At 78.5% G+C, this 17,034-nt stretch carries 3 protein-coding genes (1 of these 3 running past the window's edge); all 3 read right to left on the bottom strand.

Translation table 11 applies throughout. The features are described from left to right. Positions 1 to 175: 175 nt before the first annotated feature. Tightly spaced (each overlapping or abutting the next), the 3 genes in view from KSE_RS34930 to KSE_RS46085 form a layout consistent with a single transcriptional unit that may run on beyond the window. Positions 176 to 9,412 carry a type I polyketide synthase gene (locus tag KSE_RS34930; protein WP_014140111.1) on the bottom strand — a complete coding sequence of 3,079 codons (9,237 nt, stop codon included), beginning with the start codon at positions 9,410 to 9,412 and terminating at the stop codon, positions 176 to 178. Continuing rightward, positions 9,409 to 16,386 carry an SDR family NAD(P)-dependent oxidoreductase gene (locus tag KSE_RS34925; protein ID WP_014140110.1) on the bottom strand — a complete coding sequence of 2,326 codons (6,978 nt, stop codon included), beginning with the start codon at positions 16,384 to 16,386 and terminating at the stop codon, positions 9,409 to 9,411. The genes KSE_RS34930 and KSE_RS34925 overlap by 4 nt, the downstream gene beginning before the upstream one ends. Further along, positions 16,383 to 17,034, bottom strand: partial view of an SDR family NAD(P)-dependent oxidoreductase gene (locus KSE_RS46085; RefSeq protein ID WP_014140109.1) — the end only. The gene runs 18,887 nt beyond the window's last position; only the last 652 of its 19,539 coding nucleotides appear in the window; its start codon lies off the right edge, out of view — the gene reads right to left on this strand; the stop codon is at positions 16,383 to 16,385. The genes KSE_RS34925 and KSE_RS46085 overlap by 4 nt, the downstream gene beginning before the upstream one ends.

Raw genomic sequence — 17,034 nt, 5'->3', positions numbered from 1 at the left:
GCCGCGAAGGCCGATCGCACGTGCCCGGGGGGCCGCCGCGATCGGCCTTCGCGCGTGCCCGGACGGTCCGCCGGACCCGCTCCGGTGCCACGCCCGTCCCGGGCCCGGAACGCCGCCCGCCCGGTGCCCGCCCCGGGCGGGGCGGGAACCGGGCGGGCCGGCGGGGCCTCGCGGATCAGTCCGTCCCGGCGGCCAGCCGGTCGATGACGAGGTCCGCCAGCACCTGCGGCGTCGGGTGCTCGTACAGCACGTCGGCAGGCCAGTCGAGGCCGGTCAGGGCCACGAGGTGGTCGCGCAGCTCGATCGCCGTCACGGAGGTGAGGCCGAGGTCGAAGAACTCGTCCTCGACGCCCACCTCGTCGGCGGATTCGTGCCCCAGCACCGCGGCCACCAGTCCGCGGACCCCGCCCAGGACGGCGTCCCGCCACTGGTCGCGCGGCAACGCGGCCAGGGCCAGCCGGAGTTCGGCCTCCTGGCCGGGGCCCGGCTCGGGGGCGTCCTGCGCCGTCCCCCCGGCGGGAGCGGCCGCCGGTCCGGCGACGGCGGCGGGAGCGGCGGCGGTGTCCGGCCCGGCGGTGGTGTCCGGCCCGGCGGCCTCGACCGCGGCGGCCCCGGCCTCCGCCGCCCCGGGACCGGCGGCGGCTGGCGGAGGCGTCGCCCCCGCAGGCGCGTCCACGTCGACGAGGCGGACCGCCGGTTCGCCCGCCGCCACCGCCCGGAACAGCCCGGCCGCCGCCGCCCGCGGGTCCAGCCCGGCGGCGACCGCCACCGAGACCGCGGTGCGCCCGAGGGCGCGGATCCCGACCGGCGGCTCCGCCACCCGCTCACCCACCGACACGACGGCGACCAGCGGTACCGTCCCGTCCGCCGCGTCCTTCCCGGCGAACCCCGGTTCGGCCCCGGCTCCGACGATCGCCGCCGCGAGCGCCACCGCGCCCTCCGCCTCGGCGAGCCGGACGGCGCCGGGCGGGCAGGGGGCGTCCCCGGCCACCAGGCAGCGGGCGCCGGAACGGCGTACGGCCTCGGCCAGCGCCTCGGCGAGCCCGTCCGGGAGGCCGGCCAGCAGGACGTCGCCGTCCGGCCGCCACCGCTCGGCCGGCTCCACCGTCTCGTAGGCGCGCACGGACACCCCGTCGGCCTCGATCCGGGCCTCGGGGTACCCCTCGGCGATCACCGCGCAGAGCCGGGAGCGCGCCCGGGCGTCGACCACCGACGGCAGGATCACCAGGTGGTCGCCGGCCCGGCCGGCGCCGTCCGCGCCGAGGACCCAGCGCGGGACGCCGGGCGCCGCGACCGGTTCGGCCCCGGGCAGCGCGACGACCAGGTCCGGCCGTTCGCCGCCGCCCGTACGGACGCGCGCGCCGTGCCGGGCCAGGGCCCCGGCGAGCGCGTCGGCCAGGTCGTCGTCGCCGCCGGGCGGGGCCAGCAGCAGCACGTCCCGGTCGAGGGCCGGGGCCCCGGCGTCCGGGACGCGCCGCCACCGGGCCGCCTGCACGACCGGGAGCGGCACGCCGGAGCGCAGCCGGCCGAGCGCCGCGAGGATCAGGGCGGGCGGCTCGTCGCCCTTGAGGTCGAGCAGCGCCAGCGCCGCAGTGACGTCCTCGTTCTCCAGGGCCGACCAGAGCGGGGCGAGCGCGCTGTCCGGCGCGGGCACCACGGGCGCGGGCGCGGCCGGCGTGGGCGCGGCCGGCGCGGGCACGGCCGGCGTGGGCCAGTAGTGCCGGCTGCGGAACGCGTACCGCGGCAGCGGCACCCGGCGCAGCGGCCGGCCCTCGTGGACGGCCGCCCAGTCCACGGGCACCCCGTGGGTGTGCAGGGCCGCCAGCGCCTCGGTGGCGGCGCGGACGTCCGCCCGGTCCCGGCGCAGCAGGGCGACCGGGCGGACCGGGAGGTCCGGCAGGCAGGCCGCGGCGGCCGGGGCGAGCACCGCGTCGGGGCCGGCCTCCAGGAACGCGGTGGCCCCGTCCCGGTGGGCCCGGCCGACGGCGTCGGCGAAGCGGACCGTTCCGCGCAGCTGGTCCACCCAGTAGTCGGCGCTGTCCATGGGGGCGTCGGTGCGGACGGTGGAGACGACCGGGATCCGGGCCGTCCCGAAGCGCACCGCCTCGGCGGCCTCGCGGAACCCGGCGAGCGCCGGCTCCACCAGCGGCGAGTGGAAGGCGGTGCCCACGTTCAGGCGGCGGGTGCGGTGCCCGCGCGCCGCGAGCTCCGCGGCGACCGCCGTCACGGCCTGGTCCTCCCCGGAGAGCACCACGGCCGCCGGTCCGTTGACGGCGGCGACCGCCACCCGGTCCGCCCGGCCGTCGAGCAGGGCGAGCACCTCCTCCTCGGACGCCCGGACCGACACCATCGCGCCGCCCGGCGGGAGGGATCCGAGCACCCGGCCCCGGGCGGCCACCAGCGCGGCCGCCCGGTCGAGCGGGATCAGGCCGGACACGCAGGCGGCGGACAGCTCGCCGACGGAGTGGCCGATCAGGTAGTCGGGCGTCACGCCCCAGGAGGACAGCAGCGCGGCCTGGGCCACCTGGAGGGCGAACAGCGCCGCCTGGGTGTACTCGGTGCGGTCGAGCGGCCCCGCCTCGCCGAACACCGCCTCCCGCAGCGGAGTGCCCAGGTCGAAGTGGTCGCAGACCTCGTCGAAGGCCCGCGCGTACACCGGGAAGGTCTCGTACAGTCCCCTTCCCATGCCCGGGAGCTGGCTGCCCTGCCCGGTGAACAGCAGGGCGAGCCGGGGCCGGCCGGCGGTGGCGCGCCGGAGGCCCGGGTCGGTCCGGCCGGCGGCCAGGGCGGTCAGGGCCGTGCGCAGGGCCGGCTCGTCCGCGCCGGTCACCGCCGCCCGGTAGCGGTGGGCGGAGCGGGTGGTGGCCAGGGCGCGGGCGACGGCGGACCGGTCGGCGGTGTCCGCCGCCAGCAGGCGGGCGGCCTGGGCCGACAGCGCCGCCTCGGAGCGCGCCGACAGCAGCCACGGCACGCCGTCGAGGTCGGGCCCGACCGCCTCGGCGGCGGGCTCCGGCGGTGCCTGTTCGAGCACCACGTGGACGTTGGTCCCGCTGATCCCGAACGAGGACACGCCCATCCGGCGCGGGCCGGAGCGCTCGGGCCAGGGCTGTGCCGAGCTCAGCAGGGCGACGTTCCCGGCGCTCCAGTCGACGTGCGGCGACGGCTCGTCGAGGTGCAGGCTGCGCGGCAGCAGCCCGTGCCGGATGGACAGCACGGCCTTGATGACGCCCGCGATGCCGGACGCGGCCTGCACGTGCCCCAGGTTGGACTTGAGCGAGCCGAGCCAGAGCGGCGACGGGCGGTCCTGGCCGTAGACCGCCAGCACCGCCTGGGCCTCGATCGGGTCGCCGAGCGCGGTGCCGGTGCCGTGCGCCTCGACGGCGTCCACGTCGGCGGGGCGCAGGCCGCCGGCGGCGAGCGCCGCCCGCATCACCTGCTCCTGGGCGCGGCCGTTGGGCGCGGTGAGGCCGTTGCTCGCGCCGTCGGAGTTCATCGCGCCGGCCCGCAGCACCGCCAGCACCTGGTGGCCCCGGGCGCGGGCCCGGGAGAGGCGCTCGACGAGCACCACGCCGGCGCCCTCGCCGAGCACGGTGCCGTCGGCCCCGGCGGCGAACGGCTTGCACCGGCCGTCGGCGGCGAGTCCGCGCTGGTGGCTGAACTCGACGAACGCCATCGGCGTCGAGAGCACCGTGACGCCTCCGGCCAGCGCGAGGTCGCACTCCCCCGCCCGGACGGACTGGGCGGCGAGGTGCAGGGCCACCAGGGAGGAGGAGCAGGCGGTGTCGACGGTGACGGTCGGGCCTTCCAGGCCGTAGGTGTAGGCGACCCGGCCGGACAGCACGCCGCCGCCGACGCCGGGGGCGAGGAAGCCCTCGGCCGCGGTGTCCAGGAGCCGGCCGTAGTCCTGGTACATGGAGCCGACGAAGACGCCGGTCCGGGTGCCGCGCAGCGTGGCGGGGTCGATCCCGGCGTCCTCGCACGCCTCCCAGACGGTCTCCAGCAGGAGGCGCTGCTGCGGGTCCATCGCGGCGGCCTCGCGCGGCGAGACGCCGAAGAAGGCCGCGTCGAAGGTGGTGGCGCCGGCGACGAAGCCGCCGTGCCGGGCGTAGCTGACCGGGTTGGGGCCGTCGAGCCGGTCGAGCGGCCAGCCGCGGTCCTCGGGGAAGGTCCCGACGCCGTCGCGTTCGGCGCGCAGCAGTTCCCAGAGGTCGTCCGGGGTGCGGATCCCGCCGGGCAGCCGGCAGCCGATGCCGACGAGGACGACGGGGTCGTCGGCGTCGGTTCGCGGGGCGGGGGTCGCGGCGGTCGCCGCCGTCCGGGAGCCGGCGAGCAGGTCGTCCAGGTGGCGGGCCAGCGCGGCCGGGCTGGGGTGGCTGAAGACCACGGTCGCGGGCAGCCGCAGGCCGGTGGCGGCGGAGAGGCGGTTGCGCAGTTCGACGGCGCTGACCGAGCCGAAGCCGACCTCCTTGAAGGCCCGGTCGGGGTCCACGAGGTCCGGCGAGCTGTGCCCGAGGACGGCGGCGGCGTGCCCGGCCACCAGGTCGAGCAGGATCCGCCGCCGGTCGGCCGGGGTCCGGCCGTCGAGCCGGCCGGCGAGCCCGGGGTCGACGGCCGGGCCGCCGCCGGCGGCGGTGCGGCGGGCCGGTGCGCCGACCAGGGCGCGCAGCGCGACGGGCACCCCGTCGCCCAGCGCGCGCAGGGCGGCCGGGTCGATCCGCATGGGGGCGAGGACCGGCTCGGGCGAGCCGAGGGCGGCGTCCAGGGCGGCGAGGCCGGCCCGGTCGGGCAGCGCGAGGAAGCCGGAGCGGCCGAAGCCGTCGCGGTCGACCCCCTCGGTCATGGTGCTGTCGGCCTCCCACAGGCCCCAGGCCAGCGAGACTCCCGGCAGGCCCCGGGCGTGCCGCAGCCGGGTCAGCGCGTCGAGTCCGGCGTTGGCCGCGGCGTAGTTGGCCTGTCCGAAGCCGCCGAGCAGCCCGGCCGCCGAGGAGAAGAACACCAGCCGCGCCTCGGGCAGGAGGTCGTGCAGGTGCCGGGCCGCGTCGAGCTTCGGTGCCAGCACGCGGGTGAGGCGCTCCGGCGTCAGTTCGGTGACCAGGACGTCGTCCAGGACGCCCGCGGCGTGGACGACGGTGGTGAAGCCCGCGCCCTCGACCAGCCGGGCCAGCGCGGCCCGGTCGCCGACGTCGCAGGCCGCCGTGGCGACCGTCGCGCCGGCGGCGGTGAGCGCGTCGGCGAGCTCGGCCGCGCCGGGGGTCTCGGCTCCGCGCCGGCCGACGAGCACCAGGTCGCGGACCCCGTGCGCGTCGACCAGGTGGCGGGCGACGAGCCGCCCGAGGGTGCCGAAGGCCCCGGTGATCAGGACCCGGCCGGGCTCCGCGGCCCGGCCCGCGGCCGGTTCCGGGGCCGGTTCCGGGGCCGGTTCGGCGCGTTCCAGCCGGAGCACCGTGGCGGTGCCGTCGGCCAGCGCGATCTGCGGCTCGCCGGCGGCCAGCGCGGCGGGGACGGCGGCGAGCGTCGCGTCGGTGCCGTCGGCCAGGTCGAGCAGCAGGAAGCGGTCGGGGTGTTCGACCTGGGCGGAGCGCACCAGGCCGGCCACGGCGGCCTCGGCGACGTCCTCGCGCACCCGGCGGGTGACCACCACGAGGGTCGCGGCCGCGGCCCCCTCGTCCGCGAGCCACTCCTGCACGGTGGCGAGCGCGCGGGTCACGGCGGCGGCCGGCTCGCCGGTCGGTGCCGGGACGAGGACGAACGGCGCGGCGTCCGTGCCGGGCGCGCGCTTCAGCAGCGCGGCGAGGCCCGGGTCGGGCACCGCGAACTCGGCCTCGGCGGTGCCGGGCAGGGCGCGCGGCACCCAGCGCGGGCTCAGCAGGTCGCGGTTGTCCGCCCGGCGCAGGAGGCCGTCGGTCAGCGGGCGCAGCACGAGGGTGTCCACGGTGGCGACCGGCGCGCCGGCGGGGTCGGCCAGGTCGAGCCGGACGGCGTCGGGCCCGGCCGCGGTGACGGCCACCCGGACGGTGTCGGCGCCGTGCGCGTGCACGCGCACGCCGGTCCATTCGAAGGGCAGCGAGGGCCGGTCCTGCGGCCCGGTGAGGAAGCCGCCGAGCGCCACCGGGTGGAGGCAGGCGTCGAGCAGCGCGGGGTGCAGGACGAAGCCGTCCGGCGCGGTGCCGGGGAGCGCGACCTCGGCGAAGACGGCGCCGTCGGCGCCGCGCCACAGCGCCCGGACCCCGCGGAAGGCCGGGCCGTACGGCAGTCCGGCGTCGCGCAGCCGCGCGTAGAGCTCCGCCACGTCGAGCGGTTCGGCGCCGGCCGGCGGCCAGGCGGCCGGGGCGGGTGCCGGTTCGGCGGCGGCGGGCAGCAGGACGGCGGTGGCGTGGGTGGTCCAGTGGCCGGTCGCGCCGGTGCGGGTGTGCAGGGTCAGGGCGCGGGACCCGTCCTCGGCGGGCGCCGCGACGTCGATCCGGACCCGGACCTCGGCGTCCTCCGGCAGGACGACCGGGGAGAGCAGGGTGAGCTGGTCGACGACCGCGCGGTCCACCTCGTCGCCGGCCCGGGCGGCCAGTTCGACGAGGGCCGCGCCGGGCAGCACCACCAGTCCGTCGACCACGTGGTCGGCCAGCCAGGGCAGGGCGGTCAGCGAGAGCCGGCCGGTCAGGACGGTCTGCTCGCCGTCCAGGCGGGCGCGCAGGACGGGGTGGTCGACGAGGTCCAGGCCGAGGGCGGCCGGGTCGTCGTCGGCGCGCCAGTACGGCTCGGTGACGAAGGCGGTGGTGGGGAGTTCGACGCGGCGGGCGCCCGGCCACACCGCGGGCCAGTCCGGCCGCACGCCCCGGACGTGCAGCCGGGCGAGCGCGGTGAGCAGTTGGGCCCGGCCGCCCTGGTCGCGGCGCAGGGTGTGCACGACCGCGACGTCGGCGTCGAGCGCCTCGACGGTCTCCTGCGCCCCGTTGGTGACCACCGGGTGCGGGCTGACCTCCAGCAGGGTCGTGCAGCCGCGCCGGACGAGCGCGGTGACGGCCTCGTCGAAGCGGACCGGCTCGCGCAGGTTGCGGTACCAGTAGTCGGCGTCGAAGGCGTCGGCGCCGTCGATCCACCGGCCTTCGACGGAGGAGAAGAACGGCACCTCGGGGGCGCGCGGGCGCACCGGCGCGAGGGCCTCCAGGACCTGGTCGCGGACGGCCTCGACGTGGAAGCAGTGCGAGGCGTAGTCGACGTCGACCCGGCGGGCCCGCACCTCCTCGGCCTCGCAGGCGGCGAGGAGTTCGTCGAGCGCGTCGGTGTCACCGGAGACGACCGCCGAGGACGTGCCGTTGACGGCGGCGACCGCCAGTCGGCCGTCCCAGCGGCCCAGCCGCTCGCGGACCTGGTCGGCGGGCAGCGCGACGGACACCATCCCGCCGCGGCCGGACAGCGCGGGCAGGGCCCGGCTGCGCAGGGCGACCACCCGGGCGGCGTCCTCCAGGGTGAGCGCGCCGGCCACGCAGGCCGCGGCGATCTCGCCCTGGCTGTGGCCGACCACGGCGGCGGGCCGGATGCCCAGCGAGCGCCAGACCTCGGCGAGGGCGACCATCACCGCGAACAGGGCGGGCTGGACGACGTCGACCCGCTCCAGGTCCCCCGCGCCGCGCAGCACGGCCTCCAGGTCGAAGTCGACGTGCGGGGCGAGGGCGGCCGCGCACTCGGCGATCCGGGCCCGGAACACCTCGTCGGTGTCGAGCAGTTCCACCGCCATGCCGCGCCACTGCGAGCCCTGGCCGGGGAAGAGGAAGGCCACCCCGCCGGCCGGGCCGACGGTGCCCTCGACCACGGCCGCCGAGGGCCGGCCGGCCGCGAGTTCGGCCAGGGCGGCCGTCAGTTCGGCGTGGTCGGCGCCGTGGACGACGGCGCGGTGCTCGTGCGCGGCCCGGGTGGTGGCCAGCGAGAGGGCCAGGTCCGCCTCGCGCGGCGCGGGCCGGGCGGCCAGGTACCCGGCCAGCGCCGCGGCCTGGGCGCGCAGCCCGCCGGCCGACCGGCCGGACAGCGCCCAGGCCCACGGCCCGGGGGCGTCCTGGGCGGGTTCGTCCCGGTCGGCCGGCGCCGGCGGTTCCTCCAGGATCACGTGGGCGTTGGTGCCGCTGACGCCGAACGAGGAGACGGCGGCCCGCCGGGGTTCGGGGCCGGGCGGCCAGGCCGCGTCCTGGACCAGCGGTTCCACGGCGCCCGCCGACCAGTCGACGTACGGGGTGGGCTCGTCCAGGTGGAGGGTCCTGGGCAGCACGCCGTGGCGCATGGCCATGACCATCTTGATGATCCCGGCGACCCCGGCCGCGGCCTGGGTGTGCCCGAGGTTGGACTTGATCGAGCCCAGGCGCAGCGGCTCGGGGCGTTCCCCGCCGTAGGCGGCGATGACGGCCTGCGCCTCCACCGGGTCGCCCAGCGGGGTGCCGGTGCCGTGCGCCTCGACCGCGTCGACCTGGGCCGGGGCGAGGCCCGCGTCGACCAGGGCCTCGCGGATGACCCGCTGCTGGGCGGGGCCGTTGGGGGCGGTCAGGCCGTTGCTGGCGCCGTCCTGGTTGACCGCCGATCCGCGCACCACCGCGAGGACGGGCCGGCCGGCCTCCAGGGCCGCCGACAGCCGCTCGACCAGCAGGACGCCGACGCCCTCGGACCACGCGGTGCCGTCGGCGGCGGCGGCGAACGGCTTGCAGCGGCCGTCGGGGGCCAGCCCGCGCTGGCGGCTGAACTCGACGAAGGCGGCCGGGGTCGCCAGCACCGTCGCGCCGCCCACCAGCGCCATGTCGCACTCGCCGCGCCGCAGGGCCTTGACGGCCAGGTGCAGGGCGACCAGCGAGGACGAGCAGGCGGTGTCGACGGTGACGGCGGGGCCGCGCAGGCCGAGCTGGTAGGCCACCCGCCCGGAGACGACGCTGCCCGCGCCCTGGGCCCCCGGGTAGTCGTGGTGCATCACGCCGGTGTAGACGCCGGTGCGGCTCTCCCGCAGGGCGGTCGGGTCCAGGCCGGCCCGTTCCACGGCTTCCCAGGAGGCTTGCAGGATCAGCCGCTGCTGCGGGTCGGTGTAGTGCGCCTCCAGGGGCGAGATGCCGAAGAACCCGGCGTCGAACTCGGCGGCGTCGTGCAGGAAGCCGCCCCGCAGGACGGTGGTCGTCCCGGGGTGGTCCGGGTCCGGGTGGTAGAGCGCGTCGAGGTCCCAGCCGCGGTTGGCGGGGAACCGGCTGATGCCGTCCCGGCCCTCGGCGACCAGGTTCCACAGGTCGTCGGGCGAGGCGACGCCGCCGGGGTAGCGGCAGGCCATGCCGACGATCGCGATCGGCTCGGCGGAGCGGTCCTGGAGGTCGCGGAGCCGGCGCTTGGTCGACTGGAGTTCCGCGGTGACCCGCCGCAGGTACTCGCGCAGCTTGTCGTCGGTGGTCATCGGGTACGGTCCTCCAGTCCCGGCAGCGGGCTGCCGAGCTCGGCGTCGATCAGGGCGAAGACCTCGTCGTCGGTCGCGGTCTCGAAGGGGTCGAGCGGTCCGGGCGCGGCGTGCGGCGTCAGCTGGTCGAGCAGGCCGCGGACGCGCTCGGCGGCCCGGTCGCGGGCGAGGTCGTCGGTGGCGGCGGCGGTGAGCTCGGCGGCCAGCCGGTCGAAGGCCGCGAACAGGGACGGCAGGTCGCCCGAGCGGTCCGCGCCGCCGAGCCGCCCGTCGAGGTGGACGACCAGGTCGGCCGGGGTGGGGTGGTCGAAGACCAGGGTGGCCTCCAGGGGCAGGCCGAGCGCGTCGCCGAGCCGGTTGCGGAACTCCACCGAGCTCAGCGAGTCGAAGCCGAGTTCCTGGAAGGAGCGGTCGGACTCGATCGCCCCGGCGTCGGCGTAGCCGAGCACGGCGGCGGCCTGGCCGCGGACGACGGCCGACAGGCGGGTGCGCCGCTCGTCCGGGTCGAGCCCGGCGAGCCCGGCGGGGGCGGCGAGCCCGGCGAGCCCGGCGAGCCCGGCGGGGCCGGCCGGCCCGGGCGCGGGCGGGACGAGCGCGCGCAGCAGGTGCGGGACGGCGGCGGACCCGCCGGGGGTGAGGCGGATCGCGGTCACCTCCGGTTCGGTTCCGGCCATGGCGGCGTCGAGCAGGCGCAGCGCGGCGTCCGCCGGCAGCAGTTCGATGCCGGCCCGGGCGAGCCGGGCGCGGTCGGCGGTCATGCCCTCGTCCGTCGCCCAGGGGCCCCAGGCGATCGAGACGGCGCGGCCGCCGGCCGCGACCCGGTGCCGGGCGAGGGCGTCCAGGTAGGCGTTGGCCGCGGCGTAGTTGCCCTGGCCGGGGCCGCCGAGGACGCCGGCCACCGAGGAGAAGAGCACCAGGTCGGCGTCGGGCAGCAGTTCGTGCAGGTGGCTGGCGCCGTCGGCCTTGGGGCGCAGCACGGCGTCGAGGCGCTCGGCGTCGAGGGCGGTGACCACCCCGTCGTGGAGCACGCCGGCGGCGTGGATCGCGGTGGTGATCCTCCGTCCGGCCAGCAGCGCGGCGAGCGCGGCGCGGTCGGCGACGTCGCAGGCGGCGGTCTCGACGCGGGCGTCGAGGCCGGCCAGGCCCTCCGGGACCCGGCCGCCGCGGCTGACCAGCAGGAGGTCCCGGACCCCGTGCCGCTCGACCAGGTGCCGGACGACGTGGCCGGCCAGCGCGCCGCCGGCGCCGGTGACCAGGACGGTGCCGTGCTCGCGCGGCGCGGGGTCGGCCTGCGCGGCGGGCGTCCGGACCAGGCGGGCCGCCCGGACGACGCCGTCGCGCAGGGACAGCCGGGGCTCGTCGGAGGCCAGGGCGGCCGGCAGGCCGGTGGGGCCGTCGGCCTCGACCAGGGTGAACCGGCCGGGGTGCTCGGACTGCGCCGAACGCGCCAGGCCCCAGGCGGCGGCGGTGGCCGGGTCCGGCGCGGTGGTGAGCAGGACGAGCCGGGCGGTGGCGAACCGCTCGGTCGCCAGCCACTCCTGGACCAGGTCGAGCACCCGCCGGGTGAGCGCGCGGGCGGCGGCGCCGGTCGGCCCGTCCGAGGCGACGGGCAACACGACCACCGGCGGCACGTCCGCCAGCGCGGACAGTTCCGCCGCCCGGACGACCTCGGCGCCGGACGCGGCCAGGGCTTCCCCGGCCCCGGCCGGGTCGGGGCCGACCACCGCGTAGCGGGCGGTCCGCTCCGGCCGGGGCGGGTCGACCGGGACCCACTCGACCCGGTACAGCGGGTCGGCCGGGGCGCCGGCCGGGCGCAGCACGACCGACTCGACGGTCGCGACCGGGTGGCCGGCCGGGTCGGTGAGCCGCAGCTCGACGGTGTCGGGGCCCAGGTGGACGACCCTGGCCCGGGCGGCCGTCGCCCCGGGGCGGTGCACCCGGACGCCCGACCAGGCGAACGGCAGCCGCGGGCGGCGGCCGTCGAGGACGCCGGCCAGCGCCACCGCGTGCAGGGCGGAGTCGAGCAGCACCGGGTGCAGGGCGTACGTGCCGGGCTCCCCGCCCGGCCCGGTCTCCCCACTGGGCCCGGTCTCCCCGCCCGGCACGGCCACGTCGCCCGGCACGGCCACGTCGGCGTACACGGCCTCGCCGGAGCGCCAGGCCCGGCGCAGTCCCCGGAAGGCCGGTCCGTACCCGGTCAGGCTCCGGTAGAGCCCGGTGACGTCGATCTCCTCGGCGTCGTCGGGCAGCGGCGGGGCGGCCGGGGCTTCGGCGGGGGCGGGGTCGAGGGCGCCGGTGGCGTGCCGGGTCCAGGTGCCGCCGGCCGGGCGGGCGTGCAGGTCGAACGCGCGCCGGCCGGCCGCGTCGGCGGGCCGGACGGTGACCCGCAGGTCGGCGTCGTCGAACAGGAGCGGGGCCTGGATCACCAGCTCGGCGATCCGGGGGCGGCCGAGCCGGGCCCCGGCCTGCAGGACCAGTTCGACGAGGAAGGCGCCCGGGACGATGGCGCTGCCCCCCACGGTGTGGTCGGCCAGCCAGGGCTGGTCCGCCCGGGACGTCCGGGCGGTGAGCACGTCCCCGTCGGCCAGTTCGACCAGTCCGACCGGTTCGACCGCCCCGGCCGGTGGGCGGGCGGCCGTGCGGGCGGTCTCCACCCAGTGGCGCTCGCGGGCGAACGGGTAGCCGGGCAGCGAGAGCCGGCGCGGGCGCGCGGGCGGGGCGAGGGTGATCTCGGCGCCCTCGACCCAGGCGTCGGCGAGGGTCCGCAGGTCGCCGGCCGCGACGGGCGGCGCGCCGCGCCGGCGGCGGCCGCGACGGCCGGTCCCGGCGCGCAGGGCCTCGGCGAGTTCGGCGGTGGTGGTGGCGACGACGGCCAGCCGCTCGTCCAGGTGGTCGCGGCCGGCCCAGAGGGTGTGGGCGATCGCCTCCGGGTCCAGCGCGGGGGCCCGCGCCGCGAGCAGGGCGGCCAGGTCGGCGGGGGTGGTCCCCTCGTCGATCGGCGGCCGGACGCCGAAGGCCGCCTCGACGCGGTGCGCGAGTTCGGCCAGCCGCGGGTAGTCGAGGCCGAGTTCGGCCAGCGGATCGCGCGGGTCGACCGGGAAGCCGACCACCTCGGCCAGGATCGCCTCCAGCGCCGCCGCGGCGTCCCCGGCGGCCGTGCGCTCCAGGTGGGCGAGCAGCTCCTCGACCACGGTGTCGAGCCGGGTGGCGTCCTTGGCGGAGAGCACGAAGAGCCGGGGTTCGGCCGGGGCCGGCGCGAACGCCTCGGCGGGGTGCTCGGCGAGCACCAGGTGGGCGTTGGAGCCGCCCGCGCCGAAGGAGCTGATCGCCGCCGTGCGCGGCCCGCCCGCGCGCGGTGCCCACGGCTCGGTGGTCCGCTGCACCCGGAAGCGCGTGCCGTCCCAGTCCACGGCGGGGTTGAGCGGGTCGGCGTGCAGGGAGGGCACCAGTTGCCGGTGCCGGAACTGGAGCACGACCTTGCTGACGGCGGCGATGCCGGCGGCCGACTCCAGGTGGCCGATGTTCGACTTGACGGAGCCGATCGGCCAGGGGCCGCGCCCCGCGCCGGCCTGGTCGAACGCCCGCTCCAGGGCGTCGAGTTCGATCGGGTCGCCGAGGCTGGTCCCGGTGCCGTGCGCCTCCAGGTAGCCGAGCTCGGCCGGGTCCACGCCGGAGTCCGCCAGCGACCGGGCGACCAGCGCGGCCTGGGAGGCCGGGTTGGGCACCGAGAAGCCGCCGGTGCGGCCGCCGTGGTTGAGGGTGGTGCCGCGGATGACGGCGTGCACGTGGTCGCCGTCGCGCAGCGCGTCGCGCAGCGGGCGCAGCAGCACCACCCCGACGCCCTCGCCGGGCACGTAGCCGTCGCCGCCGGCCCCGAAGGCCCGGCAGCGGCCGTCGGTGGACAGGAAGGACGACTGGCTGAGCAGCAGGTACTTGTTGGGGTGGACGTGCAGGTTGACGCCGCCGGCCAGCGCCGCCTCGCAGTCGCCGCGCCGGATCGCCTCGACGGCGAGGTGGATCGCCGTCAGGGACGACGAGCACATGGTGTCGAGGGCGATGCTCGGTCCGCGCAGGTCGAGGAAGTACGAGACGCGGTTGGCGATCGAGGCGGCGAACGAGGAGGGCACCAGGCCGGGTTCGTCCCGGACCCCGTACAGCTGGTACTGGTTGTACATCACCCCGGCGAACACCCCGACGTCCCGGCCCCGCCAGGCGGAGGGCGCGTGGCCGGCCTCCTCGAACGCGTGCCACGCCTCCTGGAGGAACAGCCGCTCCTGCGGGTCCAGGACGGCGGCCTCGTTCGGCGAGATGTGGAAGAACGCGGCGTCGAACTCGTCGACGCCGTCGACGAAACCGCCCCAGCGGCCGTACGAGCGGCCGGGCAGGCCCTTGGTGTCGGTGTGGATCGCCCGGTGGTCCCAGCGGTCGGCGGGCACCTCGGTGACGCAGTCGCGGCCGGTGCGCAGGTTCGCCCAGAACTCGTCGAGGTCGCGGGCCTTCGGGTAGCGCCCGCTGATCCCGACGATGGCGATCGCGTCGTCCCGGACGTCCGGGGCGTCCGGGGCGGGGGTGCGCTCCGCGACGGCGGTGCGCTCCTCGACGGCGGGGGCGGCCGGCTCGGGGAGGGGCTCGGCGGCCGGCTCGGCGGCCGGCTCCTGCACGGGACCGAACTCGGCGGTGATCCGGTCCGCCGACCCGACGAGGGCGACCAGGTGCGGGCGGCCGCTGCCGACCGCCGCCAGCAGGACGTCCACGGCGGTCGGGGTGTCCATCGGCCGCAGGCCCGCCCGCCGCAGCCCGGCGCTGTCGACCGGCATCCCGCCTTCGGCCCAGGCCGGCCAGCCGACCGAGACCACGCCCGGCCGCCCCTCGGCGAAGCCGTCCAGGAAGGCGTTGGCGCAGGCGTAGTCGGCCTGGCCGGGGTTGCCCCACGCCCCCGCCGTGGAGGAGCAGAGCACCAGGAAGTCCAGCCCGAGGTCCCGGGTCGCCGCGTACAGGTGGCGGGCGCCGGCGAGCTTGGGCGCGAGCACCGCGCGGACGTCCTCGGCGGGCTTGCCCGCGATCAGACCGTCCCGCAGCACGCCCGCGGCGTGGACCACGCCGTGCAGCGCGCCGAACCTGGACAGCGCCAGGTCGACGACCCGGCGGACGTCCTCGGCCCGGGTGACGTCGGCCGCCACCACGGCGACCTCCGCCCCGAGGGCGGTCAGGTCGGCGCTCACCGACGGGTCCGCGGCGGAGCGCCCGCAGAGCACCAGGCGGGCCCGGACGGTCCGGGCCAGGTGGCGGGCCAGGGCCAGGCCGGCCCCGCCGAGTCCGCCGGTGATCAGGTAGACGCCCCGGTCGCGCAGCTGCGCGGGGCGGTCCGGCGCCGGCACCGGCCGGACGTCCCGGACCTCGCGCCGCCCGCCGGCGTACCGCACGTCCGGGTCCGGGACACCCGCGGCGAGCTCCGCCAGCGCGTCGGCCGCGGACGGGGAGCGCACCACGCCGGCCCGCACGTCCGGCTGCTCCCGGCGCAGGGTCCGGAACAGGGCCGTGACGGCCGCGACGGGTGCGTCGGCGGCGAGGTGGAGGGCGAGGCGGACCGGCCCTCGGCGGGCGCGCAGCAGGGCCGCGGCGAACCCGGTCAGCGCCACCGCCTCGGCCGCGAGGTCCTGCGGGTCGGCGGGGGTCCAGAGCACGTCCGCGGCGTCGGAGCCCGCGAGCAGGGCCGGCCAGTCGTGGGCGGTGGCCGCGTCGACGGCCAGCACGGCGGACGGCGGCGCGGCCGCGGGCAGCGGCGCCGCCCGCCACTGCGGCGCGAACCAGACCACCTCGGCGGGCGGCTCCTCGACCGGTGGCTCCGCCGCGGGAGCGGCCTGCGCCGTCGGGGCGGCCGGGGCCGCCACCGGCTCGAACTCCCGCAGGTGCTCGGCCAGGGCCGCGAAGGTGTTGTACTCGAACAGCAGGGTCGGCGAGAAGTCCCGGCCGAACGCGCCCTCCAGGTCCGCGGCGACGCCCAGCAGGGCCGAGGAGTCCAGGCCCAGCTCGTAGAAGCCCGCCTCCTCGTCGAAGTCCGCCTGGCCGAGGCGGTCGGCGAGCAGCCGGCGCACGACGTCCTCGCCCGGCTCCCGGGCCGGCGCGGCGGCCTCCAGCCGGGTGATGGCGGCCTCGTCCCGGACCCGCTTGGACGTCAGCCCCCGCAGCCAGAGCCGCAGTTGTCCGTCCTCGTCGTGGAAGCGCAGGTCACAGGTGGTCAGGTCGCCGTCCGCACCGGTCGGGCGGGGCGGGGCCGCGACCACCAGCGAGCGGGTCCCGAGCGGGCCCCGGGCGCGGAACGACTCGATGAGCATCGGGATGTACGGCCGCGGGTCGCCGCCCGCGTCCCCGGTGGCGAACACCGTCGGCAGCAGCGTGGAGGCGTCCAGTCCGGCCGGGTGCAGGTGGAAGTACCCGGCGTAGTCCGCGGCCTGCGGGCTCAGCGAGAGGTCCGCCAGCATCTCCCCGGCACCGACGTGCAGGGTGCCGCGGGCCCGCATGAAGTCCCCGTGCTCGATGCCGGTGCGGCGCACGGTCGCGTACAGCTCCGCCATGTCGACGGTGCGGGCGGCCCGCGCGCGCAGCGCGGACAGGTCCGTCGACTCCGCGGGGAACGGCAGGTCGAGCAGGAGCCGGCAGTCGAACAGCGGCTCCACCTCGCCCGACGGCCGCCGGGTGCCGGTGGCCGACACCCGGTAGCCGTCGCCCTCGGCGGTGAACCGGATCGTCACCTCGGTGTCGAAGTCCGGCCCGGCCGCCGCCGGGTTGCGGAACAGCAGCCGGCGCAGCTCCACCCGCTCGGTGTCGACCCCGTGGGCCAGCAGGACGCGGTAGATCATGTCGAGGAACGACACCCCGGGCAGGATCCGGGTGCCGTGCACCCGGTGGTCGCGCAGCACCGGGTCGGCCCCTCGCACCACCACGGTGCAGGTCAGGCCATCCAACGCGATCATCGCTTTCCTCCCGGCACGGACTGGAACTGGAGCTCGAAGAACGGCGCCGGCGCCGGCGCGGCGGGCGTGGGCGTGGGCGCGGGGGCGGGCGCGGGGACAGGCGCGGGGACGGCCGGCTGCGCCGCCCGGTCGAACCAGAACCGCCGCCGCCGGTAGCGGGGCGGGTCCAGCGGCGTCCGCGCCGGGACGTACCCGGCCGGAGCCTGGCGCACCACCAGGTGCGCGTTGGTGCCGCCGAACCCGAACGAGCTGACGGCGGCCCGGCGGACGCCCTCGCGGCCCTCGAACGGCCGCAGCTCCCGGACCGGGAACAGCGGCGACTCGTCGAACCGGAAGCGCCGGTTGAGCGTGGCGCAGTGCAGCGTGGGCGGCAGCTGGGCGTGGTGGACGGAGAGCACGACCTTGATCAGTCCGGCGATGCCGGCCGCGCTCAGGGTGTGGCCGATGTTGGTCTTCACGCTGCCGACGCCGCAGAAGCCGATCTCGTCGGTGGCGGCGCGGAAGGCCTCGGTGAGCGCCTTCAGCTCCATCGGGTCGCCGATCATCGTGCCGGTGCCGTGCGCCTCCACGTAGCCGATCTGCGTCGGACGGACACCCGCGTCCGCCAGCGCCCGCTCGATCACCTCCCGCTGCGCCCGGGGGTTCGGC

Source organism: Kitasatospora setae KM-6054, from assembly GCF_000269985.1.
GTDB classification, from domain to species: Bacteria; Actinomycetota; Actinomycetes; order Streptomycetales; family Streptomycetaceae; genus Kitasatospora; species Kitasatospora setae.
The sequence above is the reverse complement of the archived record's forward strand: the minus strand, read 5'-3'. Positions and strand labels throughout refer to the sequence as shown.